The organism is Pseudomonas sp. PP3 (assembly GCF_905336995.1).
In the GTDB taxonomy this organism is placed as follows: domain Bacteria; phylum Pseudomonadota; class Gammaproteobacteria; order Pseudomonadales; family Pseudomonadaceae; genus Aquipseudomonas; species Aquipseudomonas reinekei.
The window spans coordinates 241,844-268,341 of record NZ_HG995459.1; the positions used below are offsets into that span (position 1 = coordinate 241,844).

At 58.2% G+C, this 26,498-nt stretch carries 26 protein-coding genes and 1 other RNA gene; 16 read left to right on the top strand and 11 right to left on the bottom strand.

Translation table 11 applies throughout. The features are described 5' to 3' along the window. Positions 1–276 precede the first annotated feature (276 nt). The 3 genes from ubiD to KHO07_RS01080 all read left to right on the top strand — a co-directional run bounded on the left by ubiD (position 277) and on the right by KHO07_RS01080 (position 3,613). Positions 277–1,743, top strand: a complete 1,467-nt coding sequence (gene ubiD, locus KHO07_RS01070; protein WP_150734066.1) for a 4-hydroxy-3-polyprenylbenzoate decarboxylase — start codon at positions 277–279, stop codon at positions 1,741–1,743. Next, the gene (locus tag KHO07_RS01075; RefSeq protein WP_150734067.1) at positions 1,743–2,711 is read left to right on the top strand and encodes a CDP-6-deoxy-delta-3,4-glucoseen reductase; all 969 of its coding nucleotides are present in this window, start codon (positions 1,743–1,745) and stop codon (positions 2,709–2,711) included. The genes ubiD and KHO07_RS01075 overlap by 1 nt, the downstream gene beginning before the upstream one ends. Positions 2,712–2,944: 233 nt before the next feature. Next, positions 2,945–3,613, top strand: coding sequence for a gamma-glutamylcyclotransferase (locus KHO07_RS01080; protein ID WP_150734068.1), 669 nt, complete (start codon positions 2,945–2,947; stop codon positions 3,611–3,613). Here the strand turns inward: KHO07_RS01080 and glpT are convergent. After that, a complete protein-coding gene (gene glpT, locus KHO07_RS01085) occupies positions 3,589–4,938 on the bottom strand; it encodes a glycerol-3-phosphate transporter (RefSeq protein WP_075946421.1) in 1,350 nt (449 codons plus the stop codon). The two genes, KHO07_RS01080 and glpT, sit on opposite strands and share 25 nt — an antisense overlap. A 328-nt stretch (positions 4,939–5,266) precedes the next feature. On the opposite strand from glpT, the gene KHO07_RS01090 reads away from it, so the two are divergent. Continuing rightward, positions 5,267–5,881 carry an energy transducer TonB gene (locus tag KHO07_RS01090; RefSeq protein ID WP_212626274.1) on the top strand — a complete coding sequence of 205 codons (615 nt, stop codon included), beginning with the start codon at positions 5,267–5,269 and terminating at the stop codon, positions 5,879–5,881. Between the two features lie 55 nt (positions 5,882–5,936). On the opposite strand, the gene KHO07_RS01095 is transcribed toward KHO07_RS01090, so the two are convergent. The 4 genes from KHO07_RS01095 to KHO07_RS01110 form a co-directional block, all read right to left on the bottom strand. Next, on the bottom strand, positions 5,937–6,209 hold the full coding sequence (locus KHO07_RS01095; RefSeq protein WP_212626275.1) for a bacteriocin immunity protein: 273 nt from the start codon (positions 6,207–6,209) through the stop codon (positions 5,937–5,939). A gap of 171 nt (positions 6,210–6,380) precedes the next feature. Next, positions 6,381–6,641 carry a bacteriocin immunity protein gene (locus KHO07_RS01100; RefSeq protein ID WP_075946418.1) on the bottom strand — a complete coding sequence of 87 codons (261 nt, stop codon included), beginning with the start codon at positions 6,639–6,641 and terminating at the stop codon, positions 6,381–6,383. Further along, positions 6,638–8,992 carry an S-type pyocin domain-containing protein gene (locus KHO07_RS01105; protein ID WP_212626276.1) on the bottom strand — a complete coding sequence of 785 codons (2,355 nt, stop codon included), beginning with the start codon at positions 8,990–8,992 and terminating at the stop codon, positions 6,638–6,640. The genes KHO07_RS01100 and KHO07_RS01105 overlap by 4 nt, the downstream gene beginning before the upstream one ends. A gap of 288 nt (positions 8,993–9,280) precedes the next feature. Further along, positions 9,281–10,258 (bottom strand): NADPH:quinone oxidoreductase family protein, encoded by a 978-nt coding sequence (locus KHO07_RS01110; RefSeq protein WP_046053779.1) that lies wholly within the window; start codon positions 10,256–10,258, stop codon positions 9,281–9,283. A 150-nt stretch (positions 10,259–10,408) separates the two neighbouring features. On the opposite strand from KHO07_RS01110, the gene KHO07_RS01115 reads away from it, so the two are divergent. Beyond that, positions 10,409–10,816 (top strand): flagellar basal body-associated protein FliL, encoded by a 408-nt coding sequence (locus KHO07_RS01115; protein ID WP_150734072.1) that lies wholly within the window; start codon positions 10,409–10,411, stop codon positions 10,814–10,816. Positions 10,817–10,900: 84 nt separating this feature from the next. Here KHO07_RS01115 and KHO07_RS01120 read toward each other — a convergent pair whose 3' ends face one another. Continuing rightward, the gene (locus KHO07_RS01120; RefSeq protein WP_075946414.1) at positions 10,901–11,350 is read right to left on the bottom strand and encodes an EVE domain-containing protein; all 450 of its coding nucleotides are present in this window, start codon (positions 11,348–11,350) and stop codon (positions 10,901–10,903) included. Between the two features lie 197 nt (positions 11,351–11,547). On the opposite strand from KHO07_RS01120, the gene KHO07_RS01125 reads away from it, so the two are divergent. Then, positions 11,548–11,703 carry a hypothetical protein gene (locus KHO07_RS01125; RefSeq protein WP_008048702.1) on the top strand — a complete coding sequence of 52 codons (156 nt, stop codon included), beginning with the start codon at positions 11,548–11,550 and terminating at the stop codon, positions 11,701–11,703. A 34-nt stretch (positions 11,704–11,737) separates the two neighbouring features. Here KHO07_RS01125 and KHO07_RS01130 read toward each other — a convergent pair whose 3' ends face one another. The 4 genes from KHO07_RS01130 to KHO07_RS01145 form a co-directional block, all read right to left on the bottom strand. Continuing rightward, the gene (locus KHO07_RS01130; protein ID WP_150734073.1) at positions 11,738–12,343 is read right to left on the bottom strand and encodes a 5-formyltetrahydrofolate cyclo-ligase; all 606 of its coding nucleotides are present in this window, start codon (positions 12,341–12,343) and stop codon (positions 11,738–11,740) included. 101 nt (positions 12,344–12,444) lie between these two features. Next, positions 12,445–12,623: non-coding RNA, 6S RNA (ssrS, locus tag KHO07_RS01135), on the bottom strand. 30 nt (positions 12,624–12,653) lie between these two features. Further along, on the bottom strand, positions 12,654–12,971 hold the full coding sequence (locus KHO07_RS01140) for a cell division protein ZapA (protein WP_212626277.1): 318 nt from the start codon (positions 12,969–12,971) through the stop codon (positions 12,654–12,656). Continuing rightward, positions 12,968–13,177, bottom strand: a complete 210-nt coding sequence (locus KHO07_RS01145; protein WP_007982902.1) for a TIGR02449 family protein — start codon at positions 13,175–13,177, stop codon at positions 12,968–12,970. The genes KHO07_RS01140 and KHO07_RS01145 overlap by 4 nt, the downstream gene beginning before the upstream one ends. Positions 13,178–13,373: 196 nt before the next feature. On the opposite strand from KHO07_RS01145, the gene KHO07_RS01150 reads away from it, so the two are divergent. The 10 genes from KHO07_RS01150 (at position 13,374) to gcvP (ending at position 25,944) form a co-directional block, all read left to right on the top strand. After that, positions 13,374–13,931 carry a YecA family protein gene (locus KHO07_RS01150; RefSeq protein ID WP_212626278.1) on the top strand — a complete coding sequence of 186 codons (558 nt, stop codon included), beginning with the start codon at positions 13,374–13,376 and terminating at the stop codon, positions 13,929–13,931. A gap of 26 nt (positions 13,932–13,957) precedes the next feature. After that, positions 13,958–15,292: a Xaa-Pro aminopeptidase gene (gene pepP / locus KHO07_RS01155; protein WP_150734075.1), complete on the top strand. Its 1,335-nt coding sequence runs from the start codon at positions 13,958–13,960 to the stop codon at positions 15,290–15,292. Then, positions 15,289–16,476: a 2-octaprenyl-6-methoxyphenyl hydroxylase gene (gene ubiH, locus KHO07_RS01160; protein WP_212626279.1), complete on the top strand. Its 1,188-nt coding sequence runs from the start codon at positions 15,289–15,291 to the stop codon at positions 16,474–16,476. Before pepP ends, ubiH begins: the two co-directional genes overlap by 4 nt. Then, entirely contained in the window at positions 16,469–16,954 is a 486-nt protein-coding gene (locus tag KHO07_RS01165) for a DUF4442 domain-containing protein (RefSeq protein WP_212626280.1), read from the top strand. Before ubiH ends, KHO07_RS01165 begins: the two co-directional genes overlap by 8 nt. A gap of 9 nt (positions 16,955–16,963) precedes the next feature. Then, positions 16,964–18,181 (top strand): 2-octaprenyl-3-methyl-6-methoxy-1,4-benzoquinol hydroxylase, encoded by a 1,218-nt coding sequence (locus KHO07_RS01170; RefSeq protein WP_212627579.1) that lies wholly within the window; start codon positions 16,964–16,966, stop codon positions 18,179–18,181. Positions 18,182–18,401: 220 nt separating this feature from the next. After that, on the top strand, positions 18,402–19,406 hold the full coding sequence (locus tag KHO07_RS01175) for an extracellular solute-binding protein (protein ID WP_212626281.1): 1,005 nt from the start codon (positions 18,402–18,404) through the stop codon (positions 19,404–19,406). A 145-nt stretch (positions 19,407–19,551) separates the two neighbouring features. Further along, complete coding sequence (locus tag KHO07_RS01180; protein WP_150734080.1) at positions 19,552–21,168, top strand: iron ABC transporter permease; 1,617 nt, start codon at positions 19,552–19,554, stop codon at positions 21,166–21,168. Between the two features lie 155 nt (positions 21,169–21,323). Further along, a complete protein-coding gene (gene gcvT / locus KHO07_RS01185) occupies positions 21,324–22,406 on the top strand; it encodes a glycine cleavage system aminomethyltransferase GcvT (protein WP_150734081.1) in 1,083 nt (360 codons plus the stop codon). A 48-nt stretch (positions 22,407–22,454) separates the two neighbouring features. After that, the gene (gene gcvH, locus KHO07_RS01190) at positions 22,455–22,838 is read left to right on the top strand and encodes a glycine cleavage system protein GcvH (protein ID WP_150734082.1); all 384 of its coding nucleotides are present in this window, start codon (positions 22,455–22,457) and stop codon (positions 22,836–22,838) included. Positions 22,839–23,070: 232 nt separating this feature from the next. After that, positions 23,071–25,944 carry an aminomethyl-transferring glycine dehydrogenase gene (gene gcvP, locus KHO07_RS01195; RefSeq protein ID WP_150734083.1) on the top strand — a complete coding sequence of 958 codons (2,874 nt, stop codon included), beginning with the start codon at positions 23,071–23,073 and terminating at the stop codon, positions 25,942–25,944. Positions 25,945–26,115: 171 nt separating this feature from the next. Here gcvP and KHO07_RS01200 read toward each other — a convergent pair whose 3' ends face one another. Beyond that, positions 26,116–26,433, bottom strand: coding sequence for a DUF2388 domain-containing protein (locus tag KHO07_RS01200; protein WP_150734084.1), 318 nt, complete (start codon positions 26,431–26,433; stop codon positions 26,116–26,118). Positions 26,434–26,498: the final 65 nt, after the last annotated feature.

Genomic DNA, 26,498 nt, shown 5'->3' on the forward strand with positions numbered 1-26,498 from the left:
GTGGCTGTTTCGTTAGTTCAAATTCGGATGCCGCTGGCTCATAGCCAAGGCGCTGCGACGAGTCATAGCCCGCTATGGCGAGGAGCAGCAACGCAGGATATGAGCCAGCGGCGCCGAAGTTGACGAACAGAGACAGCCATACAGGGCGCTTGAGCCGGGGAAACCCGGCTTTTTGCTATCTGATTTTTGATCAAGCGGCAGTTCGTGGTTCTGAATGGAAGGGTTCGGCGCTAAACTGCCTGCCCCCGAACGCCACGGCCAATACGAGGCTCACGCATGCAGTATCGCGACTTGCGCGACTTTATCAGCGGCCTGGAACAGCGCGGCGAACTCAAGCGCATCCAGGTTCCGGTGTCCCCAGTGCTCGAAATGACCGAGGTCTGCGACCGCACCTTGCGCGCCAAAGGCCCGGCCCTGCTCTTCGAAAAGCCTGTGGGCTATGACATTCCCGTGCTCGGCAACCTGTTCGGCACCCCCGAACGCGTGGCGCTGGGCATGGGTGCCGAGGCGGTCAGCGAGCTGCGCGAGATCGGCAAATTGCTGGCGTTCCTCAAGGAACCCGAGCCGCCAAAGGGGCTGAAAGACGCCTGGTCCAAGCTGCCGATCTTCCGCAAGATCATCTCGATGGCGCCCAAAGTCGTCAAAGATGCGATCTGCCAGGAAGTGGTCATCGAAGGTGATGACGTCGATCTCTCGACACTGCCCGTGCAGACCTGCTGGCCGGGCGACGTTGCGCCACTGATCACTTGGGGCCTGACCGTCACCAAAGGTCCGAACAAGGATCGGCAGAACCTCGGTATCTACCGCCAGCAAGTGATCGGCCGCAACAAAGTCATCATGCGTTGGCTCAGCCACCGTGGCGGTGCGCTGGATTACCGCGAATGGTGCGAGAAGCATCCGGGCCAACCGTTCCCGGTAGCTGTGGCGCTGGGTGCCGACCCGGCGACCATCCTCGGCGCCGTGACCCCGGTGCCCGACAGCCTTTCCGAGTATGCCTTCGCAGGTCTGTTGCGCGGCAACCGTACCGAGCTGGTGAAATGCCGGGGCAACGATCTGCAAGTGCCGGCCACCGCCGAAATCATCCTCGAAGGCGTGATCCATCCAGGCGAGATGGCCGATGAAGGCCCGTACGGCGACCACACCGGTTACTACAACGAAGTCGACAGCTTCCCGGTGTTCACCGTCGAGCGCATCACCCATCGGATCAAGCCGATCTACCACAGCACCTACACCGGCCGTCCGCCGGATGAGCCGGCGATTCTCGGCGTGGCGTTGAACGAAGTGTTCGTGCCGATCCTGCAGAAGCAGTTCCCGGAAATCACCGATTTCTACCTGCCGCCTGAAGGTTGCTCGTACCGCATGGCCGTCGTGACCATGAAAAAGTCGTATCCGGGTCACGCCAAGCGGGTAATGCTGGGTGTCTGGTCGTTTTTGCGACAGTTCATGTACACCAAGTTCGTTATCGTCACTGACGACGATATCAATGCGCGGGACTGGAATGACGTGATCTGGGCCATCACCACGCGCATGGACCCCAAGCGCGACACAGTGATGATCGAGAACACGCCGATCGACTACCTCGACTTCGCCTCGCCGGTATCCGGCCTGGGATCGAAGATGGGGCTCGATGCCACGCACAAGTGGCCGGGCGAAACCACGCGAGAGTGGGGTCGGGTGATCGTCAAGGACGATGCCGTGACCCAGCGGATCGATGCCATCTGGAATCAGTTAGGAATAGATTGATGCGTGTAACCTTGCAGCCCTCCGGAGCAGTGCTTGAGATTCTGCCCGGCGAGCGGATCCTCGATGGCGCCCGTCGTCTGGGCTATGACTGCCCGCAAAGCTGTCGCAACGGTAATTGCCACGTGTGCGGCGCGCTGCTGGTGGAGGGGCGTGTCGAGCAGGCGGGTAATGTGCGCGACCATGGCGAGTTCTACACTTGCATAGCAGAGCCGCTGGAAGACTGCATCGTGCTGTGGGATGGCGTGCTCGCGCTGGGAGAGTTACCGGTGCGCACTCTGTCGTGTCAGGTCACCAGTTGCACCGAAGTCGGTGGCGATACCTGGCGGGTACGGCTGCGGGCGCCGGCCGGAAAGCCTCCGCGTTATCACGCTGGCCAGTACTTGATGATCCACCGGGACAATGGCGAGAAGTCATCCTTTTCCCTGGCTTCGGCGCCCTCCGGTGGGCGTGATCTGGAAATTCACGTCCTGGCGCGCGAAGCCAGTGCAATAAACCTGATCAAACAGCTGCAAGGCAACACGATGGTGCGGGTCGACATGCCATTCGGCGATACGCACCTGGCCGAACTGCCGGACGGTCCACTGGTGCTGATTGCCGCGGGCACTGGCATGGGTCAGGTCCACGGTTTGATCGAACACTGCCGCGCCGAAGGCTTCAAGCACCCCGTGCACTTGTATTGGGGCGTTCGCCGTCCAGAAGACTTCTATGAAATCGAGCATTGGGACGAATGGCTGAAGTTGCCCAACCTGTTCCTGCATAAGGTCGTCAGCGATCAATGTGGCTGGCAGGGGCGTTGCGGCATGTTGCATGAAGCCGTTTGCGAAGACTTTCCCGATCTCAAGACTCTGCACGTGTACGCCAGTGGCTCGCCGGCCATGGTCTACGGCACGCTGGATGCGCTGGTCGAGGCCGGGATGGATGCCCATCAAATGCGCGCCGACGTATTTGCCTACGCCCCCCGATCTTGATGCTGTCCTTACACACTCTAGGAGCAAGCTCGCTCCTGGTTATAACCCCCTATATAGCCTATCGGTATTTATAAAATCATATAAATGCCGGTAGGTTATATTGTGTTCAAGTAATTAATTAACATCAGTTCCATGGCACTTGAATTGCTTTGAAAAACATATGTGCCTTATTGTTACAGCGGTGCGTTCTATTAAGTAACTCTTTATTCGCGGGGAGTTAAACGCTAATCGCCATGAGCGCCATTGAATCGTCCATTTTGAATCTGGCTTACCCTCCACGGCTCGATCTGGGGCCGCAGCTCACGCACGAACAATTACTCAGCTCGATGCAATCGACCATGGCGCGCCACAAGGGTGGGCCGGTGTGGTTGTTCGCGTACGGCTCGCTGATCTGGCGTCCCGAGTGCACCGCGGTTGAACGGCTTCGCGGGCGGGTGCATGGCTACCATCGCGGTTTGTACCTGTGGTCCCACGAACATCGCGGCACACCGGAAATGCCCGGCCTGGTCTTTGGCCTGGATCGTGGCGGTTCATGCAGCGGCTTTGCTTATCGTCTGCCTGAAGAGCAACTTGAGGCGTCGCTGTATGCACTTTGGCAACGCGAGATGCCGTTCCCTTCTTATCGTCCACACTGGCTCAACTGCCGTCTCGAAGACGGAAGCCAGGTTCAGGCATTGGGCTTTGTTCTGGAGCGGCATTTGCCCAGCTATGCCGGCAATTTGCCGGATCATGTGCTGAGCCACGTGTTTGAAAACGCTTGTGGGCGTTACGGCACGACTCGCGATTATGTCGAGCAGACCGCTCACGCCCTGCGTAGCCACGCCATGCCAGACCGGAATCTGGAGGCGCGGCTCAAGCGTTGCAAATCAAAGCTTGATCAGGCGATTGCTTCGCGGCTCTGACTGGCGACTTGCTTGTGCCACAGCGTTGGCGCAAGGAAGGCCATCGCCAGCAGGCAGGCACCGATCAGCAGAATGAAACCGCCATCCCAACCAAAATGGTCCACGGTGTAGCCCATCGCTGCACTGGCCGCGACCGACCCACCCAGATAGCCAAACAGGCCGGTGAAACCCGCTGCCGTGCCGGCGGCCTTCTTCGGCGCCAGTTCCAGCGCCTGCAAGCCGATCAGCATCACCGGGCCGTAGATCAGGAAGCCGATGGACACCAGGGCGATCATGTCGACGGTCGGGTTGCCGGCCGGGTTGAGCCAGTACACCAGCGTTGCCACGGTCACCAGCGCCATGAACACCATGCCGGTCAGGCCACGGTTGCCGCGGAAGATCTTGTCCGACATCCAGCCGCACAGCAGCGTGCCCGGAATGCCTGCCCACTCGTAGAAGAAGTACGCCCAGGACGTCTTGTCCACAGTGAAGCCCTTGGCTTCCTTGAGGTAGGTCGGCGCCCAGTCCAGTACGCCGTAGCGCAGCAGATAGACAAAGACGTTGGCCATCGCGATGTACCAGAGCATTTTGTTGCGCAGCACGTATTTGACGAAGATTTCCTTGGCGCTGAATTCTTCTTCGTGGCTGGCGTCGTAGCCTTCCGGATAGTCATTCTTGTACTTCTCGATGGGCGGCAGGCCCACCGATTGCGGGGTGTCGCGCATGGTGATGAAGGCGAACACCGCCACGGCCATGGCCACCGCCGCCGGTACGTAGAACGCGGCATGCCAGTCATTGAACAAGCCCATGCCGATCAGGAACAGCGGGCCGATCAAGCCGCCGCCGACGTTATGCGCCACGTTCCACAGCGACACCACGCCACCGCGTTCCTTCTGCGACCACCAGTGCACCATGGTCCGGCCACTTGGCGGCCAGCCCATGCCCTGCGCCCAGCCATTGATGAACAGCAGGACGAACATGATGGTCACGCTGGACGTTGCCCAATGCGCGAAACCGAACGTGAACATCACGGCAGCCGAAACTATCAGGCCGAACGGCAGGAAGAAGCGCGGGTTGGAGCGGTCGGAAACGATGCCCATGAGGAACTTGGACAAGCCGTAGGCAATGGCAATTGCCGACAACGCCACCCCCAGCTCACCCCGGGTGTAGCCCTCGTCGATCAGGTAAGGCATGGCCAGGGAGAAGTTTTTGCGCAGCAGGTAGTAGCCGGCATAACCGATAAAAATACCGGCAAAGATTTGCCAGCGCAGGCGGCGGTAGGTGCTGTCTATTTTTTCTTCAGGCAATGGAGCCTGATGTGCGGCAGGACGAAAGAAAGCAAACATTCAGGAGCTCCAGTTTTCTTGTTTTGACTGCGGATGCGAATGTTACAGTTTCGTTACCGAAAATAGCACCGGTTCTCATCGGCAAAACAGTGAAAATGTTGGAATTCGAGCATTCCTTCATGAGCATGTCGCTCAGATATAAGTGAAGGGCGTTGTAGGAGATTTCACCGGTTTCCATTTTTACGCAGGGGGCTGGCAGGAATAAGGCAAGTCTTTGGGAAATGTCCTGCGTCGTTACCGGAAGTCATGATCTTCAGCTCAAGACGCTCTCTCTTTAACCTTTGTCCGGCTGCCAGGCTTGGCATTTGAGGTGTAGAGGGGAGTGGTTATGCGGTGGTTTTTGTTGATGCTGGGGTTGGCGTTGTCTGGCGAGACCCGGGCAGCGGAGTTTTTTCTGATACCCGAAAACAACCCTCGGCCTATTTACCCGGTTGCGCTGCAAAGGGCCGGAATCATTGGTGATGTTCGAGTCAGCTTCGTAGCCCACTCCGATGGCTCTGTCAGCCAGGTGAACATCCTGCAAAGCGATCACCCTGAACTGGCCGAGGCGACTCGGGTTGCCATAGAGCAGTGGCGGTTCAAACCGTGGATGGTGGAGGAGGGCAGGCCTGCAGAGCAGGAAGTGGTCGCGCCCATGCAGTTCAGGTTCAACTCGTCTTTGCCGCTCCACACCAATAAATGGCTGAAGGAGTTGAAATGTCGCGATCTGAACGAAGCAGTTGTTCATGTCGCAGAGCAATCGTGGATCGATTCTCCTGCATTCCATTTCACCCGCGCCTACCTGTCGAACTCATTCTCTACGACAGCGCTGACGAATGAGCAGCGTCTGGCGCTGATCGCCAAGCTCAACAGGAAGGTGCCGATCATTGTCAGGCAATGCCTGAACAACCCGGTTTCGCGGTATGTGCGGTATTTGCCGGAGGACATTCGCAAGATGCTTTAGCTTGAATCGACAGCGTCACCGCTTAGGCCGGTGACGCTGTTTTGTTCGCTGATATTTACTCTAGCTTGAAGCCGGGTTTGCCGTTAACTTTCCACCATTCTTTAATTTCTTCGAGCACTCCTTCTGGACTATCTACGCGCCCAATAGGTCGGGTTAAAACCAGTCGTTTTCTAGGGTGTTCCGTGATTTTCTCAAAATGACGCATCCGCTTAACCGAATACTCGCTAAATGCTTCCCCCGATAGGCCGCTGTCATTCTCGAAAAAGCCTCTTAAAAAAGCTAAAAATTCCGCCTCTGTATAATCCTCTAACTTATCTTTGAGAATCATTGTAGATCACCTTTTTGTGTAGTTCTATGTGTGCCTTTGGAGTTAGAATACTTAGGTTATCCAAATCGTACCGCTCCGGCATCGGTGATTCTTTGCTTATGATGGATCTCAATTTTTCCCTGCCGCCGACACTGTCGAGAGGTGCGGCATAAGGTGCAGCGCCATTGGTCATTAGTCTGATTTAAAGTCAGGTTTTCCGTTTGTTTTACGCCACTCCTTGATGCTGTTAAGTATTCCAATAGGTGAATTCTCAACGCCTGCTTTAGGATAAAAAAGAATATCCGTTCCGTCGGGATGCTCGGATGCAAGCACTATGTTGCGAACTATGGTATCCAGTTCTTCTTCCGAAGCATAATTTCCGTCGAACAATCTTTTAATTGTCTCTAGAAACTCTGATTCAGTATATTGTTCATATTTTTTTACTGGATTCATAGCGTCTCACCGTTGTTGTTTGAGTGTATTGCAATATGAGATTTAGGAGTTGTAATAAGCATGTTGTCAACATTATAGACCTCTCCACCTTTTTGAATTGGAATTATATGGTGGATTTCAAATTTTTCTCTTCTCCCCACCTGCTCGCTTTGAGGGGCATAGGGTGAGTGCCCGTTCTTCATTATCGCTTTATTCAGCGGACTCAGTTCCATGCTTAACTTCGGATCATTTGATACCGCGACCCAAAAATTCTCTCTGAATTTATCAAAATTTCTGAAGTCTTTACCGCGCAATTGATTTGCTATCTGAGCGGGAATCGGAACTCCATCTGATTCTGTCGCGCTCTCTAACCAGTTTTCACCAAAGATTTGTCCGTCCCCGTTTACCGTCCCCGGTTCGTATCGTGGGCCGGTTCGGCTTAGCATGATGTAGATGGGATCAATGCCTGAATCAGTCGGAAAAATCAGGACGTAGTCGTCTAGATCGAAATCGTCGTATGAGGGATGTTCGTCAGTTCTTCCATCAAGTTGAGTGACTCTGGCCCCTGGATAGATCTCGATGCCGTTTTGATCGGAGGGTAATTCCGTGGAGCCAATACCATCTTTTCCAGGCGCGCTATTTGGCGTCCATGTAAGTGTTCTTGGTAGAAAACCTTCAGTGGTGAACGTGTAAAGATTTGTGGTCGGCTCAAATTTCGCAGTTCGGACTCTAACTCGTGCGGATAGATTTTCACCCGTTTGAGATAAGTAAAGTTGAGTATGCTCGCCTCTTGAGGAAGATAGTACTCGTATGGGTAAATTTGTTTCGCTCTGATTTTTTAAGTTGATCTGGTTGTCGAATCCATCACCCAATTGAGAGAGCGGTATCGACACAACCACAGGGTTACGCTGTAGCTCACCGTTTCCGAGAGTTGGCGTATAGAAGATAGAGGCCAAGAAAACACCCAGCGGGTTCGAGCGCACACTTAGGGACTCGACAGATCGGGCCAGAGAAAAAGGCGAGCCTTCAAATCCTGCAATCAAGCCATCTGGTGTGACCACTAGCGGCCTTACAGATGCTGCATCTCCGCTAGCTGTGGATAGGTTCACATTCTCAATCTGGTACTTTTCCCTTAATGCGTCTTTTTGTATTTTTTCCAAAGCAAGGGCTTGCTGGTATGCCTCCTGTTCTGCTGCAACGCGCAGCTGCTCCCTTTGCTGCTCAGCTTCAATACGTAGCCGTTCTAGCTGCCGCTCAGTTTCAATACGTACCTGTTCCTGCTGCTGTTCGACTGCTAGAGAGCGAGCGATCAGTCCAGAAAAAGCGCTACTTGTCTCAGTTAGATGGCGCGCAATTTCAGTGTGAAGGAGGGATAAGTGATAGTCCTGCCATCGCCTGCCTAAATTGGTATTTGCCTGTAGATCAACGAGGTTGTTGAGCGCTTCAAGTTCTGGAGTGCTCAGTGGCGATTTAATTGCCGGGTTTGCTATCGCATAAGGCCTTACAGCTGATTGCTCGGACGCGATTAGATTGTTTATTGTGATTTTATAACTTGTCAGCGATTGGGCGAGCGTCGCGCCAATTGTAGCTCCCGTCGCAGCAATAATTTTTTCGAGAATAAAATGCGGCAAAAGGTCAAAATGAACGTTTATTTCATCTTTAATGACCGAAAATTTTTCGTCCACAGTAGATGTCGAGTTTGCAATCTGGGCTTCGATTTCAGATTGATCTCGCTTGTTTGCTAAATGTTCGAGCTGTTTAGCTAAAATATTCATTTGTAGCGAAATGCGTTTTAGGTCTAATGCTGATCGATAAGCAGTATCTATCGCGGTATAGGCCACGGACGCGTCAGGAGGAGAGGTGTGTAAGCTTTCGAAAATTTTTCTAAAGGACAGCTCCTTCATTAGGAAAAATGGGTTGTGGCCGTAAAGTGAATAGGCGCTCGGCTTACGTGCTTCATACTCTATTGATTTATTCTGAATAAGTGTCAACGCCGCTTTTTGCTCGACCTTTGTTTTTTCAATTGGTGATAGAGGATGGTTGGCGCCGGCCACTTGTTTCGCGTAATCCAGTTCGGCAATTGTGGAAGCGAAAAGGTTGTTATATAATCCGGCGTATTCACTATCAATGTATGTGCTGTTAATGCTTCTTTCATGCATCAAGTCATCCCATATGAAAGGTGTAAGCGGGCTGAGCTTTACTGGCCCACTGCTAGTGCCTCTATGGGGACCTTCATTTAAACCCCAGGCGCCTGAAAAAAATCCTTCTATCCCTGGGTTTAATCTTTCTGCTTTGACTGGTATGGGGGCTAATTCGTATGAGTTTGGCCCGGTTTTTATATGGGGACCTAAATATTTGTTTGCGTTAGACATATGACGACTCCATGTCAATTATTCCCGAATTCAGATTACGCTTTCCAATTGAGAGCGAGGCTGATAGCAGAACATCTCATATGCTTGGCTTGTAGGTTTTAGAGTTTGCCGGCGCATTGATCTGTAATTGGGAAGTTAACGCAATTTTTTGGAAGGGGGATTTATATATTTACCGCTAAATATTTCGCTGTTGATGTTGATACTGAATAGAAACAATTTGTGTATTGGAAGTGGAGGCCAGAGCAGCTTGTGAGTTGCTTTGGCCTTCTCAATATGTCCAGCGCGGATTCAGCGAACCTGCACCACTACTTTCCCAACCGCCTTGCGCTGGCCGAGATCATTTATCGCTTGAGCTGCGTTGCTCAATGGATACACCTGCGACACCAGCGGTTTCAGCTTGCCTTCGGCAAACCAGCCGAACAGTTGCTGGAAATTCGCAGCATTGTCCTGCGGCTGGCGCTGGGCAAACGAGCCCCAGAATACGCCCAGCACCGCTGCGCCCTTGAGCAATGCGAGGTTCACCGGCAGTTCGGGAATGCGTCCGCTGGCGAAGCCGACCACCAGCAGGCGGCCGTTCCACGCGATCGCGCGGATGGCCTGGTCGAACAGGTCGCCGCCCACCGGGTCGTAGATCACGTCGGCGCCCTGGCCATCGGTCAGGCGTTTGATTTCGTCCTTGAGGCTGGTTTCGCTGTAGTTGATCAGTTCGTCGGCCCCCGCAGCCTTGGCTACGGCGAGTTTTTCGGCGCTGCTGGCGGCGGCGATTACCCGGGCGCCCATGGCTTTGCCGATTTCTACAGCGGCCAGGCCGACACCGCCGGAGGCGCCGAGGACCAGCAGGGTTTCACCCGGTTGCAGGTTGCCGCGCTGCTTGAGTGCGTGCATCGAGGTGCCGTAGGTCATGCTAAAGGCGGCGGCGGTATTGAAGTCCATCGAGGGTGGAATCGGCAGCACGTTGTAGCCCGGCACCGCGACCTGCTCGGCGAAGCTGCCCCAGCCGGTCAGGGCCATGACCCGGTCACCGACTTTCAGGTGGCTGACCTTTTCACCCACTTCACTGACCACGCCGGCCGCTTCACCGCCCGGTGAAAACGGGAAGGGCGGTTTGAACTGGTACTTGCCCTCGATGATCAGCGTATCGGGGAAGTTGACCCCGGCGGCGTGCACGTCCAGCAGGATTTCATTCTTCTTCGCGACAGGACTGGCGACGTCTTCCAGCACCAGCGATTCGGCAGGGCCGAAGGCTTTGCACAGCACGGCTTTCATCAGGGCTATTCCTTTGGGAGTGATGGCCGATAAGTGTAGGTGTGTGAGTCGATGGGTCAACGAGCATGCCCGGCCCTGATAGTCAGCCATAAGCTTGTGCTTGCGCGGCGGGTCGATATGCTAGGCCGCAAACCGGATAAGGAGCGAATTGTGAAAGCGTGGATCATGTTGATGCTGGCCCTGTCTCTGCCTGTGGCAGCGCTGGCCGAAGAAGCCAAAGAAGGTGAAGCTCCAAAGGTCAATTACATCACCCTGAGCCCGCCGTTCGTGGGTAATTACGGGCTGGATGGCACACCGAAACTCAAGGTCTACAAGGCCGATGTGGCGTTGCGAGTGACCGGCGAAGAAGCGACCAAAGCCGTCAAGGCCAACGAACCGCTGATTCGTAATCAGCTCGTGGCGTTGTTTGCCCAGCAGACTACCGAGACGATGAACAACGTCGAGGCCAAAGAGAAGCTGCGTCAGGAAGCGTTGAAGCAGACCCAGCAAATCATGAACGATGAAACGGGCAAGCCGGTGGTTGAGGATTTGTTGTTCAACAACCTGATCATCCAGTAATCCTGGATCCTGTAGGAGCTGGCTTGCCAGCGATAGCGCCCTCAAGATCGCCATCGCTGGCAAGCCAGCTCCTACAAAAGCATTTCAACGCAGCTCCATCACAGCCGCCCATTGCTCGGCCGTCACCGGCATCACCGACAGCCGCGAGCCCTTCTGCACCAACGGCATCTCGGCCAGTGCCGTCTGTTGCTTGAGATAGTCCAGCTTCAGTACCTTGGAAAACGTCTCGACATGCGCGACATCAATCGCGCTCCAGGCGTTTTTCTCCGGTGTGGCTTTGGGGTCGTAGTAATGACTTTCAGGCTCCAGCGCCGTTGGGTCCGGATACGCGGCTTCGATAATTTTGCCAATCCCGGCAATCCCCGGCTCCGGGCAGCTGGAGTGATAGAAGAAAAACTCATCCCCCACCGCCATGGCCCGCAGGAAGTTTCGTGCCTGATAGTTGCGAACCCCGTCCCAGCGCGCTTTGCCAAGCTTCTCCAGGCCTTTGATCGAGAGTTCGTCGGGCTCGGATTTCATCAGCCAATAGGCCATGTTTTTTGCTCCTTGCGAGGTCAGTGGGCAGGTTGTCGGGCAATTTTATGACAAACCGACAGTCGGTTGACGTCAGCATTTGCGCAGCGGTTCACGTTGCCGCAAAATGCCGGCCTTTAGAGCTTGACGCTGCTGCACGGCCTACAAAACGGAAACCGCTGCTGTCATCGTGTTGATGTGCCTTTGGGGGGCAATCGATGAAACGCAAACCGGATTTACTATGGATTTTGGTCATTTTGTTCGGCCTCGGCGTCGTGACCACTGGCTATGCCCAAAGCCTGTGGGCCAACAAGACCGATGCGCCGGTTGAAGTTGCCCAGTTGCAACAACAGTCGACAGCGTTCAAACGCTAGGCTGTCTTTTCGACGCCGCTGATTCCAGTGGCGTCTAGCCTGCGTAATACCAGGCCTTGTCCGTTACCGTTCCCTGCAACGGTACATCCCAGCTCGCTTGAGCCAATCGCTCGACCTTCTGACATTCATGGGCCAGCCCCAGCAGCGTCGGCTTGCGCCAGTCATTTCGGCGCGCCAGGTAAGCCAGGCTTCGATCGTAGAAGCCGCCGCCCATCCCTAGTCGTCCGCCGACATCGTCAAACCCCACCAACGGCAGCAGCACCAGATCCAGCGCCCAGACTTTGCGTTGTCGGGCAAGGTTGTGCCGGGGTTCTAGAATCCGAAAGCGGTTGGGCTTGAGCTTTTCACCGGGGCGGATGCGCTGGAACACCATTTTGGTTCGCGGCCAGGCACTGAGCACCGGCAGATAGGTAGCCTTGCCTCGTCGCTGAGCTGCACGCAGCAGCAGGCGCGGATCGATTTCGCCGTCGGTGGGCAGGTAAAGAGAGATGTGTCTGGCGCGGCGAAACAGCGGTTGCTGGGCCAATTGCTTGTACAGCCCGCGAGCGGCCTGGCGCTGCTGACTGGGTGTCAGTGCGCGGCGGGCCTTGCGCAGCATGCGTCGAAGTTGCGGGCGGGGAAGCAGCGCAGGTTCGGTCATGAATTCGGGCTTCGGCAGGTCAGGTACACAAATCGTACCTGTAAAAAACACATCTATAAAAAAGCCGATGCCGGTATTTAAACCGGCATCGGACTGGAATCAGGCTCCCCGGATGTACCGCTGTCGACTTAGCCCTTGAACCCGAAAGTTCAAGGTGGAAGATGCAGTAGGCTTTAAGGCTTTCCGTCTAGCGGACATGCACACCAGCCCAACGTGCAACCTCCAGGGTATAGCAAATCGGCTCAGGGACATCGCCAACTGGCAAGCACCCCAGGGAGTGAGGGGAGTATACCGCAAGCGGTGGCACGAATCAGCCTTTGGTGACGTCCGGATCGGTTGCGAGCATCAGATCGACGCGATCGAGCAGGTCGCGAACCTGTTCGCGGGTCGAGCCGCTGGCCTGGATATCCGGGCGTTCTTCCTTGTGGAGCAGGTCGTGGGTGATGTTCAACGCGGCCATCACGGCGATACGGTCGGCACCGATGACTTTGCCGCTGCTGCGGATCTCGCGCATCTTGCCGTCCAGATAGCGGGCGGCGCTCACCAGGTTACTGCGTTCTTCCTGGGGACAGATGATCGAATACTCTTTGTCGAGGATCTGCACGGTGACGCTATTGCTTGAACTCATGAGTCTTGCTCCAGGGCCTTGAGGCGCGAAATCATCGATTCGACCTTACGCCGGGCGATTTCGTTTTTTTCAATGAGGTGCGCGCGTTCCTCGCGCCAGGTCTTTTCCTGAGCAAGTAAGAGTCCGTTTTGGCTCTTAAGTTGCTCGACTCGGGTAATCAGCAGTTCGAGTCTGGCCATCAGCGCTTGCAGGTCGGTGTCTTCCATTGTCTTCACTGTCTGATGGGTGTTGGACTTGTAGGAGCGAGCTTGCTCGCGATGAACCAGAGATCGCCACGGGGGTGTCAGGTACGCAACGTTATCGTTGACGACCATCGCGAGCAAGCTCGCTCCTACAGGGGTAGTCGATGTAGGATACAAGGCCTTCATTCTAGACATAGCGCCGTCTGGCGCCTAGCTGCCCATGACCATTCAGAATTCCCCGTACCAAGCCTTCGCCACCCTGCTGACGTCCAGCGGTCACAATGTCTCGCCTGCCGAACTGCACGGCCTGCTGCTCGGTCGCAGCTGCGCCGGCGCCGGTTTCGATGCCGAAGGCTGGCTGATCGACGCCGCTGAACTGCTGGAAAACGAGCCGCAGGACAACGTTCGCAACGCCTTGATCGGCCTGCAAGAGATGGTAAAAGGCGAGCTCACCGGCGATGACGTGACCGTCGTTCTGTTGCTGCCCACCGACGATGCTCCACTCACCGATCGTGCCGCCGCACTGGGCGAGTGGTGCCAGGGCTTCCTCAGCGGTTTCGGCTTGAACTGCCGTGACAGCAGCGCCCTCAGCACCGAGGCCACCGAAGTGCTGCAGGACCTGGCAGCCATTTCCCAAGTGCAGGATGCGCTGGAAGAGTCCGAAGACGGCGAGTCCGACTACATGGAAGTCATGGAATACTTGCGCGTCGCGCCGCTGCTGCTGTTCTCGGAAACCAAGAAAGACGTGGCGCCTGCCGCCAAACCGTCGCTGCACTGATCTAAGCCAGGGAACGCCATCTGCCCATGATCCATATCCCGAAATCGGAATACAGCCGTCGCCGCAAGGCCCTGATGGCGCAGATGGAACCCAACAGTATCGCCATCCTGCCCGCCGCCGCGGTCGCCATTCGCAACCGCGACGTCGAGCATGTCTACCGCCAGGACAGCGACTTCCAGTACCTCAGCGGTTTTCCCGAGCCTCAGGCGGTGCTGGTGTTGATGCCAGGGCGCGTGCACGGCGAATACATCCTGTTCTGCCGTGAACGCAACGCCGAACGTGAACTGTGGGATGGCCTGCGGGCCGGGCAGGAAGGCGCGATACGCGACTTCGGTGCCGACGACGCCTTCCCGATCACGGATATCGACGACATCCTGCCGGGCCTGATCGAAGGCCGTGACCGGGTGTATTCGGCCATGGGCAGCAACCCCGAATTTGACCGGCACTTGATGGAGTGGATCAACGTGATCCGCTCCAAGGCCAACCTCGGCGCCCAGCCACCGAACGAATTCGTTGCCCTGGATCATCTGCTGCACGACATGCGCCTGTATAAATCGGCGGCAGAGGTGAAGGTGATGCGCGAGGCCGCACGGATTTCTGCCCAGGCGCATGTGCGTGCGATGCAGGCCAGTCGTGCCGGGTTGTATGAGTTCAGCCTCGAAGCGGAGCTCGATTACGAATTCCGCAAGGGTGGCGCGAAGATGCCGGCCTACGGTTCGATCGTCGCCACGGGGCGCAACAGCTGCATCCTGCATTACCAGCAGAATGACGCCGTGCTCAAGGACGGTGAGCTGGTGCTGATCGACGCCGGTTGCGAGATCGACTGCTACGCCAGCGACATCACCCGCACCTGGCCGGTGAACGGCAAGTATTCGGCGGAGCAGAAGGCGATCTACGAATTGGTGCTGGCGGCGCAGGAAGCGGCGTTTGCCGAGATCGCGCCGAACAAACACTGGAATCAGGCCCACGAAGCGACGGTCCGGGTGATCACTTCGGGTCTGGTCGAATTGGGTTTGCTCCAGGGCAATGTTGACGAATTGATCGCCGGCGAAGCCTACAAGGCGTTTTACATGCACCGCGCCGGACACTGGCTGGGCATGGATGTGCATGACGTCGGCGAATACAAGGTCGGTGGCGAATGGCGCGTGCTGGAGGTCGGCATGGCGCTGACGGTGGAGCCGGGGATCTACATTGCCCCGGACAATCAGAGCGTGGCGAAGAAGTGGCGCGGCATTGGCGTGCGCATCGAGGACGACGTAGTGGTCACCAAAACCGGTTGTGAAATCCTCACCAAAGGCGTACCGAAAACGGTCGCTGAAATCGAGGCCTTGATGGCGCAAGCGCGGACACAAGCGGCATGAGTCGAGTCAATCTGGCAATCATCGGCGGTGGCCTCGTCGGCGCCAGCCTCGCGTTGGCGTTGCAGGCCGGGGCCAAGGCCCGGGGCTGGAAAGTCGTCCTGATCGAGCCCTTCGCCCCCGGCGATACCTATCAGCCAAGTTATGACGCGCGCTCCACGGCATTGTCCTTTGGTGCCCGTCAGATTTACCAGCGGCTGGGCGTTTGGCAGGAGATCTCCCGCCGTGCCGAGCCGATCAAACAGATTCACGTTTCCGACCGGGGGCGTTTTTCCACGGCGCGGCTGTCGGCCATGGAAGAAGGCGTTCCGGCGCTGGGCTACGTGGTGGAAAACGCCTGGCTCGGCCAATGCCTGTGGCAAGGCCTGGACAAAGACGTCATCAGTTGGCGCTGCCCGGCGGAAGTCACCCGCATGGAGCCGCTCACCGATGGCTATCGCCTGACCCTCAATGACGAAACCATGCTGGAGTGCGACCTCGCCGTGTTGGCTGATGGCGGCCGCTCCAGCCTGCGCGAGCAACTGGGGATCGGCATTCGAAAGCGTCCGTACAACCAGAGCGCCCTGATCGCCAACATCACCCCGAGTGAAGCCCACAACGGCATGGCGTTCGAACGCTTTACCGATGATGGGCCGATGGCGTTGCTGCCATTGCCGGACAACCGCTGTGCATTGGTCTGGACTCGCCTGGGCATGGATGCGCAACGCTTGGCCGCGCTGGATGAACGCAGTTTTCTCAGCGAACTGCAGGGCGTGTTCGGTTATCGCCTGGGCACGTTGAAACAGGTTGGCGCTCGGCATCTGTACCCGTTGGCGCTGGTCGAGGCCGAAGAACAGGTGCGTTCGCATCTGGCGGTGCTCGGCAATGCCGCCCACAGCTTGCACCCGATTGCCGGACAGGGTTTCAACCTGTCGTTGCGTGATGCCCAGGCGCTGGCCGATGCGTTGCTCGCCAGCGAGCAGTCACCGGGCGATTTTGCGACCTTGCAGGCCTATCGCGAGCGTCAGCGTCTGGACCAGAACCTCACCGTCGGTTTTTCCGATCAGGTCACGCGTCTGTTCGGCAGCACCCAGCCACTGGTTTCGCTGGGCCGTAATCTCGGTCTGCTCGGTCTGGATCTGCTGCCGCCGGCCAAGCGCTGGTTCGCCCGGCAGGCCATGGGCCTGGGTACTCGCCCTGATGCTTAAGTGGCTGACGCGCAAGTTCGGCAAGGCGCGATTGATGCGCCGATTCATGAGCTTCTATCCGCCGTACCTTGGCGCTGGCGTTCGGGTGCAGCACATCAGCGATGATTTCCGCGACATCCAGGTCTGCATGGGCCTGAGCTGGTACAACCGCAATTACGTTGGCACCCAGTTTGGTGGCAGCCTGTATTCGATGGTCGACCCGTTTTTCATGCTGATGCTGATGGAGAACCTGGGGCGCAACTACATCGTCTGGGACAAGGCCGCGGACATCGATTTCATCGCACCGGGCAAAGGCCCGGTGTTCGCCCGTTTCAATATTGACGACACCTTGCTCGACGAAATCCGGCGGCAAACGGCGGGTGGCGAAAAATACCTGCCACAGCTGCAGGTCGATATTCATGACGGCGTTGGCAACCTCGTAGCACGCGTCGGAAAAACCCTTTACGTGCGGCTCAAGCCGCAAGCGAGACAGGCTTAAAGCATGGAAATGCGCGCAGATCTGCTGATTGTCGGAGCCGGAATGGTCGGCAGCGCCCTGGCGCTGGCGTTGCAGGACAGCGGGCTGGAAGTCCTATTGCTCGACGGCAGTCCGATGAGCGTCAAACCGTTTGACGCTCAAGCCCCGTTCGAACCGCGGGTGAGTGCGCTGTCCATCGCCAGCCAGCGGATTCTCGAACGCCTGGGTGTCTGGGACGGCATCGCCAACCGGCGCAGCAGCCCCTACAGCGACATGCAGGTCTGGGACGGCAGCGGCACGGGGCAGATTCACTTTTCGGCGGCCAGTGTGCATGCCGAGGTGCTGGGGCATATCGTCGAGAACCGCGTGGTGCAGGACGCCTTGCTCGAGCGCTTGCACGATTGCGACTTGGGGATGCTGGCCAATGCCCGCCTCGAACAGATGCGTCGTTCCGGCGACGATTGGCTGCTGACCCTGGCCGACGGCCGCACCCTGCGTGCACCGCTGGTGATTGCGGCCGATGGCGCCAACTCGGCGGTGCGGCGCCTGACGGGCGTTGCGACACGGGAGTGGGATTATCTGCATCACGCCATCGTCACCAGCGTGCGTTGCTCGAAAAACCACCAATCGACCGCCTGGCAGCGCTTTACCGATAGCGGGCCCCTGGCGTTCCTGCCCCTGGAGCGTGATGGTCAGCAGGACTGGTGCTCGATCGTCTGGTCGACCACACCGAGCGAAGCCGAACGCTTGATGGCGCTGGATGACGAGGCGTTTTGCCGCGAACTGGAACGCGCCTTCGAAGGCCGGCTCGGGACTGTGCTCAACGCCGACCCGCGCCTGTGCGTGCCACTGCGTCAGCGTCATGCCAAGCGTTATGTGGCTGAAGGCCTTGCGCTGATTGGCGATGCGGCCCACACCATCCACCCGCTGGCCGGGCAGGGCGTGAACCTCGGGTTCCTCGATGCCGCCGTGTTGGCCGAGGTGTTGTTGCAAGCGGCAGGCCGTGGCGAGCGGCTGGCGGATGTGAAAGTGCTCAGTCGCTACGAACGTCGCCGCATGCCCCATAACCTGGCGCTGATGGCGGCAATGGAAGGCTTCGAACGCTTGTTCCAGGCCGATCCGTTGCCGGTGCGCTGGTTGCGTAATACCGGGCTGAAGATGGTCGACCAGATGCCCGAGGCCAAAGCGTTGTTTGTGCGCGAAGCCCTCGGACTGATTGGCGATCTCCCAGCACTCGCCAAGGCCTGAGATTTTCGCTGGGGCTGATTGGCCTCTTCGCGAGCAGGCTCGCTCCCGCATTTGAAATACGTTCTCTGTGGGAGCGAGCCTGCTCGCGAATGCGTCGGCACATTCATATCCTTTTTCGGCTGTGCAACATTTGGTAACGCCTCCGCCAACTGTTCGATTGAGAAGGCAAATGTGAGTCCTTATCATTTGGCTTCCATTTTTTAATCGAGAGACCGCTCCCATGTTGGCACCGAAGCGTCTACTGACCGCACTGGCCTTGACCCTGATTGGCAGCACCGCGGCCCAGGCCGCCGACGAGGTGGTGGTCTATTCCTCGCGTATCGACGAGCTGATCAAGCCAGTCTTCGATGCCTACACCGCAAAAACCGGCGTAAAGGTGAAGTTCATCACCGACAAGGAAGCGCCGCTGATGCAACGGATCAAGGCCGAGGGCGAGAACGCCACCGCCGACCTGCTGCTGACGGTGGATGCCGGTAACCTCTGGCAAGCCGAGCAGATGGGCATCCTCCAGCCGTTCACCTCGAAGACCATCGATGCCAACATCCCGCTGCAATACCGCGCCGCGTCCCATGCCTGGACCGGCCTGAGCCTGCGCGCACGGACCATCGCCTACTCCACCGAGCGGGTGAAGCCGGGTGAGCTGACCACCTACGAAGCACTGGCCGACAAGAACTGGGAAGGTCGCCTGTGCCTGCGCACGGCGAAGAAGGTGTACAACCAGTCCCTGACCGCCACCATGATCGAAGTGCACGGTGCCGAGAAAACCGAGAAGATCCTCAAGGGCTGGGTCAACAACCTGTCCACCGACGTGTTCTCCGACGACGTTGCGGTGCTTGAAGCCATCAACGCCGGCCAATGCGACGTGGGTATCGTCAACACTTACTACTACGGTCGCCTGCACAAGCAGAAACCGGAGCTGCCGGTGAAGCTGTTCTGGCCGAACCAGGCGGATCGCGGCGTGCACGTCAACCTGTCGGGCATCGGCCTGACCAAGCACGCGCCGCATCCGGAAGCCGCCAAGGCCCTGGTGGAGTGGATGACCACGCCTGAAGCGCAGAAGATCTTTGCGGACGTGAACCAGGAATTCCCGGCCAACCCGGCTGTTCAGCCATCCGCTGAAGTGGCCGCATGGGGCAAGTTCGTTGCGGACACCTTGCCGGTGGAAGTCGCGGGCAAGCGTCAGGCTGAAGCGATTCGCATGATGGATCGGGCTGGCTGGAACTGACACCTGCTGGTTTAAAGAGTAAAAGATCGCAGCCTTCGGCAGCGCCTACTGGGTGATCACCCACTCACTGTAGGCGCTGCCGGAGGCTGCGATCTTTTTGTGTTTCACGTACATTTCGTTGATTTTTCTCCAGAGAGCTTTTCCTTTGGCCCACCCCGCCCAACGCCGCTGGTATCCCCTGGTCTTCGCCATCGCCGCGCTGGTCCTGCTGCCCTTGAGCGTGTTGCTGCTGTCCTGGCAAAGCATCGATCAACAGATCTGGTCCCATCTCTGGGAAACGCAGATGCCGCGGCTGCTGGGCAACACCCTGACTCTGGTGCTCGGGGTTGGCGTCGGCGTGACGGTTCTCGGTGTGAGCCTGGCCTGGCTCACCAGCCTCTGCGAATTCCCCGGCCGACGCTGGCTGGACTGGGCGTTGATGCTGCCTTTTGCAATTCCGGCCTACGTGCTGGCGTTCGTCTTTGTCGGCTTGCTGGATTTCGCCGGTCCCGTGCAAACGCTGTTGCGTGAATGGTTCGGCACGGGGCTGCGCCTGCCACGGGTGCGTTCCACGGGCGGGGTGATTCTGGTCTTGGTGCTGGTGTTCTATCCCTACGTTTACCTCCTGGCACGCACGGCATTCCTGGCGCAGGGCAAAGGCCTGATGGAGGCCGCGCGGGTGCTGGGGCAATCGCCATGGCAGGCGTTCTGGCGGGTGGCCATGCCCATGGCGCGTCCCGCTATTGGCGCTGGCGTGGCATTGGCGTTGATGGAAACCCTGGCGGATTTCGGTGCCGTGTCGGTGTTTAACTTCGACACCTTCACCACCGCCATCTACAAGACCTGGTACGGCTTTTTCAGCCTCTCTACCGCCGCGCAACTGGCCAGCCTGCTATTGCTGGTGGTGATGCTGGTGCTGTACGGCGAGCGTCGTGCCCGTGGCGCCAATCGGGCGAGCAATGAGCGGCCACGGGTCAAGGCGCTGTACCACCTGCGTGGGGGCAAAGCGCTGCTGGCCAGCGGCTGGTGCGGTCTGGTATTTGCCTGCGCCTTCGTCATTCCGATGCTGCAACTGGTGGTGTGGTTCTGGCAGCGTGGGCGCTTTGATCTCGATGAACGTTACACCGGGCTGATCATCCACACCTTGTACCTGGGCGCGATGGCCGCGTTGATCACCGTCAGCGTCGCCCTGGTCCTGGCGTTTGCCCGACGTTTGGCGCCGACGCAAGGCATCCGCGCGGGTGTCAGCCTGGCCAATCTTGGCTACGCCTTGCCCGGGTCGGTGCTGGCGGTGTCGATCATGCTGGCGTTCAGTTATCTGGACCGCGAACTGGTGATTCCACTCTCCGGCTGGCTTGGCGGTGCCGGCAAGCCGCTGCTGCTGGGCAGTCTGGCGGCGCTGTTGCTGGCCTATCTGGTGCGCTTCATCGCCGTGGCTTACGGGCCGCTGGAAAGCAGCCTGGCACGTATACGGCCCTCTTTGCCCGAAGCGGCACGTAGCCTGGGTGTCAGTGGGCCGCGACTGTTTTTCAAAGTGTATCTGCCGTTATTGCTCCCCGGTTCACTGAGCGCGGCGTTGCTGGTGTTCGTCGATGTACTCAAGGAAATGCCCGCGACCCTGCTGATGCGCCCGTTTGGCTGGGACACGCTGGCAGTGCGCATCTTCGAAATGACCAGTGAGGGTGAGTGGGCCAGGGCGTCTTTGCCGGCGCTGACCCTGGTTTTGGTCGGGCTGCTACCGGTAATCGGATTGATACGACGTTCGGCGCATCGAAACAGCTAGGTGTCAGTCCTACACCTTGCAGCTACAATGCGCGGCATTCGGTGCGGTCCGTCTGACAGACAAGGTAGTAAAAATCGGCTGGAAGCCTTTGATTTCAAGGTTTGCACACGGTTATCACTCGCCCGCACCTTCGCCACGCCCGGAAGGAGAAACCCATGGGACAGCGTACGCCTCTGTATGACCTTCATCTCGCCCTTGGCGCGAAGATGGTCGATTTTGGCGGTTGGGATATGCCTCTGCATTACGGATCGCAGGTCGAGGAACACCATCAGGTGCGCCGCGATTGCGGTGTCTTCGATGTATCCCACATGACCGTGATCGATGTCGGCGGCCCCCAGGCCAAGGCCTGGCTGCAGCACTTGCTGGCCAACGATGTCGAACGCCTGCACAGCTCTGGCCGTGCGTTGTACAGCACCATGCTCAATGAGCGTGGCGGCATCGTTGATGACATGATCGTCTACCGCCTCGATGAGGGTTATCGCCTGGTGGTCAACGCGTCCACCCGCGATCAGGACATGGCGTGGATGCAGGCCCATCTCGACGGTTTCGAGGTGCAGCTCAACGAACGGGCCGAACTGGCAATGCTGGCCATTCAGGGGCCTCACGCCCGGCACAAGATTGCCGAACTGGTGAACCAGTCCCGCGGCAACCTGATCCAGCTTCTCAAGCCTTTTGAAGGCCAGCCCGACGGTGACTGGTTCATTGCGCGCACCGGTTACACCGGTGAAGACGGTCTGGAAATCATCTTGCCGGCCGATCAGGCACCGGGCTTTTTCAACGATCTGGTGGGCGCGGGTATTTCCCCGATCGGTCTGGGCGCGCGCGATACGCTGCGGGTCGAGGCCGGGATGAACCTCTACGGTCAGGACATCCATCAGGACGTTTCCCCGCTGGCCTCCAACATGGCCTGGAGCATTGCCTGGGAACCGGCCTCGCGCCAGTTCATCGGGCGCAAGGCGCTCGAAGCCGAAAAGGCCGGCGGCGTACAGCACAAACTGGTGGGGCTGGTCCTTGAGGAACGCGGTGTTTTGCGCGCTCATCAAGTGGTCCGTATCGCTGATGTTGGCGAAGGGGAGATCACCAGTGGTAGTTTCTCTCCTACGCTTAGCAAGTCGATTGCACTGGCGCGCGTGCCGATGGCAACTGCCGACCGCGCAGAAGTGGAAATCCGTGGCAAGTGGTACCCGGTCCGAGTGGTCAAACCGACCTTCGTACGCCATGGCAAAACCTTGATCTAACCTTTTCCGGCGGACTTTGACCGCTAACAAATCTTGAGGACACAGAACATGAGCGATATCCCTGCCGACCTGCGTTTTGCCGAAAGTCACGAATGGGCACGTCTGGAAGCCGATGGCACCGTCACCGTGGGCATCAGCGATCACGCGCAGGAAGCGCTGGGTGATGTGGTGTTCGTTGAGCTGACTGAAGTCGGAAAAAGCTTCGCCGCCGGTGATCAGTCCGGTGTGGTGGAGTCAGTTAAAGCCGCTTCCGACATTTATTCCCCGGTTGCCGGTGAAGTGATCGCGATCAACGAAGAGCTGGGCGCAAATCCGGAGCTTCTCAACACTGATCCGTACGGCGCGTGGATCTTCAAGCTCAAGCCAAGCAATACTGCTGACCTGGACAAGCTGCTCGATGCAGAGGCTTACAAGGCCGCCATCGGCGAATAAGCCTTCAAGCGTCATCCCCAAAGCCCCGACTCGTCGGGGCTTTGTTATTTGCGCTGAAGATCCATTGTGAGCGAGCCTGCTCGCGATGAGGGCTTCGCATTCAACATCTCTATTGGCAGAAATGGCGCAATCGCGAGCAGGCTCGCTCCCGCAGGGGTAAGTGTGCATCGACTGCTATGCTGGTTTGACCGTGTTGCATCGACGCTGAGCGCCAGTCAAGAGAGAGCCCGTCATGTCCCAGTTGCCGTCCCTGAGCCAGTTACGCGACCCCAATGCCTTTCTCCGCCGTCACCTCGGACCGGATGCCGCCGAGCAACAGGCGATGCTCGATAGCCTCGGTCTTGGCAGCCGGGTCGAACTGATCGAACAGACCGTACCGCCGGGCATTCGCCTGAACCGGGCGCTGGATCTGCCACCGGCATTGGACGAAGAAGCGGCACTGGCCAAGCTGCGCGGCTATGCCGAGCAGAATCAGGTCTGGACCAACCTGATCGGCATGGGCTATCACGGCACGCTCACGCCGACCGTCATCCTGCGCAACGTGTTGGAAAATCCCGGCTGGTACACCGCTTACACACCTTATCAACCGGAGATCGCCCAGGGTCGGCTCGAAGCGTTGTTGAATTTCCAGCAATTGACCATCGACCTCACGGGGCTGGAACTGGCCAACGCCTCACTGCTGGACGAAGCGACCGCCGCGGCGGAAGCGATGGCCCTGGCCAAGCGCGTTGCCAAATCTAAAAGCAATTTGTTCTTCGTCGATGAACACTGCCATCCACAAACCATTTCCGTGGTGCAGACCCGCGCCGAAGGCTTCGGTTTCGAGTTAATCATCGATGCTGTGGATAACTTGAAGCAGCATCAGGTGTTCGGTGCGCTGCTGCAATATCCCGACACCCATGGCGAGATCCGCGACCTGCGTCCGTTGATCGATCACCTGCATGCCCAACAGGCGCTGGCTTGTGTCGCCACGGATTTGCTGAGCCTGCTGTTGCTGACCCCGCCCGGCGAGCTGGGCGCTGATGTGGTGTTCGGTTCATCCCAGCGGTTCGGTGTGCCGATGGGTTACGGCGGGCCGCACGCGGCGTTTTTTGCCAGCCGCGACGAATACAAACGGGCGATTCCCGGGCGGATCATCGGCGTGTCGAAAGATGCCCGAGGCAACGTCGCCTTGCGCATGGCCCTGCAAACCCGCGAACAACATATCCGTCGTGAGAAGGCCAACTCCAACATCTGCACGGCCCAGGTGCTGCTGGCCAATATCGCCAGTTTCTACGCGGTCTACCACGGGCCGGAAGGGCTCAAGCGCATCGCCCAGCGCGTGCACCGGCTGACCTGCATCCTCGCCGAGGGGCTTGAGCGCAAGGGCATCAAGCGCCTGAACCAGCAGTTCTTCGACACCCTGACGCTGGAAGTCGGGGGCACCCAGACCGCGATCATTGAAAGTGCGGTGGCCGCGCAGATCAATCTGCGCATCCTGGGGCGTGGACGATTGGGCTTGAGCCTCGACGAAAGCTGTGACGAATCCACTGTGGCAAAACTGTTCGATGTGTTCCTGGGTGCCGATCATGGGCTCAACGTCGACGAACTGGACGGGCAAACGCTGGCCTGCGGCATTCCCGCCGGTCTGGCACGCACCACGCCCTATCTGCGTCATCCGGTGTTCAGCGCCCATCACAGCGAGACTGAAATGTTGCGCTACCTCAAGCAACTGGAAAACAAGGATCTGGCACTCAATCAATCGATGATCCCGCTGGGCTCGTGCACCATGAAGCTCAACGCTACCAGCGAGATGATCCCGATCACGTGGCCGCAGTTCGCCAATCTGCACCCGTTTGCGCCGAAGGAGCAGGCCGTCGGCTATACGTTGATGATCGAAGAGCTGGAGCGCTGGCTCTGCGCGATCACCGGTTTCGATGCCATCTGCATGCAACCCAACTCTGGTGCCCAGGGCGAATACGCCGGGTTGCTGGCGATCCGCAAATACCACGAGAGCCGCCAGCAGGGTGAGCGGGATATCTGCCTGATCCCGTCATCGGCCCATGGCACCAACCCGGCGTCAGCGCAGATGGCCGGGATGCGCGTAGTGATCGTTGAATGCGATGAGGCCGGCAACGTCGATCTGGATGACTTGAAGGAAAAGGCTGCGCAGGCGGGGGAAAAACTGGCCTGCCTGATGGCGACTTATCCTTCGACCCATGGCGTTTACGAGGAAGGCATTAGCGAGATCTGCGAAGTTATCCACAGCCACGGTGGGCAGGTTTACATGGACGGCGCCAACCTCAATGCCCAGGTCGGACTGGCGCGACCGGCGGACATCGGCGCTGACGTGTCCCACATGAACCTGCACAAAACTTTCTGCATTCCCCACGGCGGCGGAGGGCCGGGCATGGGGCCGATTGGCGTGCGTGCGCATCTGGCGCCGTTCGTGGCCAACCACCCGGTGGTGCCCATCGACGGGCCATTGGCGCAGAACGGCGCGGTCAGCGCGGCGCCGTGGGGTAGCGCGAGCATCCTGCCGATCAGCTGGATGTACATCGCCATGATGGGGCCGCAACTGGCGGACGCCAGCGAAGTGGCGATCCTGGCGGCCAATTACCTGGCGCAACATTTGTCCGGCGCGTTCCCGGTGCTCTACACCGGGCGTAACGAGCGGGTGGCCCATGAGTGCATTCTTGATCTACGGCCATTGAAAGCGCTGACCGGGATCACCGAAGAGGATGTGGCCAAGCGCCTGATGGACTATGGCTTCCATGCTCCGACCATGTCGTTCCCGGTGCCGGGGACGTTGATGGTCGAGCCAACGGAAAGTGAATCGAAGGCGGAACTGGACCGGTTCATCGGGGCCATGCTGAGCATCCGCGCAGAGATTACCGAAGTGCAAAATGGCAACTGGCCGGCCGAGGACAATCCCTTGAAACGTGCACCGCATACACTGGCCGATATCACCGGGATCTGGGAGCGTCCCTACAGCATCGAGCAAGCGGTGACACCGGATGCGCACACCAAGGCCCACAAGTATTGGCCGGTGGTGAACCGCGTGGATAACGTCTACGGGGACCGGAATCTGTTTTGTGCGTGTGTGCCGCTGGATGAGTACCGCTGAAAAAAGACACGCCCCTGTAGGAGCAGGCTTGCCGGCGATGAGGCCGGCACATCCAACATCTCCGGTGACGGGTACGCCGCCATCGCTGGCAAGCCAGCTCCTATAAGGGGTTTTGTGTGGTGCAAAAAAATGCCGCTCAGATGAGCGGCATTTTATGTTCAGCAACCGGGCTTATTCGGCAGCCACGGCATTCTTCGCCAGAATCGCGTTCGCCAGTTCCATATCCGTAGCCTGCAGGCCGGGATTGTCGGCGCGGACTTTCTGCATGGCCGCTTCCAGATACGGGCCGCGGATGCCGCCGTCGCTGGCAACGAAGCTGCCGGCGTCGTCCTGGGCCGCAACGATCAGCTTGTGATCCTTGAAGGTCAGGTAGGTCGAGCCGGTGGTCGCACCGGACGAAATGACGTTACGCCAAAAGGTGTCAGCCATCGCCGAACCGACTGGCAGGGACAACAAGGCCATGGTGGCGACAGCAAGTTTGAAACGCATAGGGGTGACTCCACAGGGGTTTTTAACTACGGCGTTGGATTGCCATTTCCCCATTCGAGTTCCGT

What these genes read in the sequence shown, in the direction of transcription:
- gcvP (WP_150734083.1), top strand. Translation starts at nt 23,071, where the DNA reads ATGTCCCAGTTGCCGTCCCTGAGCCAGTTACGCGACCCCAATGCCTTT.
- gcvH (WP_150734082.1), top strand. Translation starts at nt 22,455, where the DNA reads ATGAGCGATATCCCTGCCGACCTGCGTTTTGCCGAAAGTCACGAATGG.
- KHO07_RS01130 (WP_150734073.1), bottom strand. Translation starts at nt 12,343, where the DNA reads ATGACCGAACCTGCGCTGCTTCCCCGCCCGCAACTTCGACGCATGCTG.
- pepP (WP_150734075.1), top strand. Translation starts at nt 13,958, where the DNA reads ATGATCCATATCCCGAAATCGGAATACAGCCGTCGCCGCAAGGCCCTG.
- KHO07_RS01095 (WP_212626275.1), bottom strand. Translation starts at nt 6,209, where the DNA reads ATGATTCTCAAAGATAAGTTAGAGGATTATACAGAGGCGGAATTTTTA.
- KHO07_RS01100 (WP_075946418.1), bottom strand. Translation starts at nt 6,641, where the DNA reads ATGAATCCAGTAAAAAAATATGAACAATATACTGAATCAGAGTTTCTA.
- KHO07_RS01080 (WP_150734068.1), top strand. Translation starts at nt 2,945, where the DNA reads ATGAGCGCCATTGAATCGTCCATTTTGAATCTGGCTTACCCTCCACGG.
- KHO07_RS01175 (WP_212626281.1), top strand. Translation starts at nt 18,402, where the DNA reads ATGTTGGCACCGAAGCGTCTACTGACCGCACTGGCCTTGACCCTGATT.
- KHO07_RS01125 (WP_008048702.1), top strand. Translation starts at nt 11,548, where the DNA reads ATGAAACGCAAACCGGATTTACTATGGATTTTGGTCATTTTGTTCGGC.
- glpT (WP_075946421.1), bottom strand. Translation starts at nt 4,938, where the DNA reads ATGTTTGCTTTCTTTCGTCCTGCCGCACATCAGGCTCCATTGCCTGAA.
- KHO07_RS01200 (WP_150734084.1), bottom strand. Translation starts at nt 26,433, where the DNA reads ATGCGTTTCAAACTTGCTGTCGCCACCATGGCCTTGTTGTCCCTGCCA.
- ubiD (WP_150734066.1), top strand. Translation starts at nt 277, where the DNA reads ATGCAGTATCGCGACTTGCGCGACTTTATCAGCGGCCTGGAACAGCGC.
- KHO07_RS01145 (WP_007982902.1), bottom strand. Translation starts at nt 13,177, where the DNA reads ATGGAAGACACCGACCTGCAAGCGCTGATGGCCAGACTCGAACTGCTG.
- KHO07_RS01140 (WP_212626277.1), bottom strand. Translation starts at nt 12,971, where the DNA reads ATGAGTTCAAGCAATAGCGTCACCGTGCAGATCCTCGACAAAGAGTAT.
- KHO07_RS01170 (WP_212627579.1), top strand. Translation starts at nt 16,964, where the DNA reads ATGCGCGCAGATCTGCTGATTGTCGGAGCCGGAATGGTCGGCAGCGCC.
- KHO07_RS01120 (WP_075946414.1), bottom strand. Translation starts at nt 11,350, where the DNA reads ATGGCCTATTGGCTGATGAAATCCGAGCCCGACGAACTCTCGATCAAA.
- gcvT (WP_150734081.1), top strand. Translation starts at nt 21,324, where the DNA reads ATGGGACAGCGTACGCCTCTGTATGACCTTCATCTCGCCCTTGGCGCG.
- ubiH (WP_212626279.1), top strand. Translation starts at nt 15,289, where the DNA reads ATGAGTCGAGTCAATCTGGCAATCATCGGCGGTGGCCTCGTCGGCGCC.
- KHO07_RS01105 (WP_212626276.1), bottom strand. Translation starts at nt 8,992, where the DNA reads ATGTCTAACGCAAACAAATATTTAGGTCCCCATATAAAAACCGGGCCA.
- KHO07_RS01075 (WP_150734067.1), top strand. Translation starts at nt 1,743, where the DNA reads ATGCGTGTAACCTTGCAGCCCTCCGGAGCAGTGCTTGAGATTCTGCCC.
- KHO07_RS01165 (WP_212626280.1), top strand. Translation starts at nt 16,469, where the DNA reads ATGCTTAAGTGGCTGACGCGCAAGTTCGGCAAGGCGCGATTGATGCGC.
- KHO07_RS01110 (WP_046053779.1), bottom strand. Translation starts at nt 10,258, where the DNA reads ATGAAAGCCGTGCTGTGCAAAGCCTTCGGCCCTGCCGAATCGCTGGTG.
- KHO07_RS01090 (WP_212626274.1), top strand. Translation starts at nt 5,267, where the DNA reads ATGCGGTGGTTTTTGTTGATGCTGGGGTTGGCGTTGTCTGGCGAGACC.
- KHO07_RS01150 (WP_212626278.1), top strand. Translation starts at nt 13,374, where the DNA reads ATGACCATTCAGAATTCCCCGTACCAAGCCTTCGCCACCCTGCTGACG.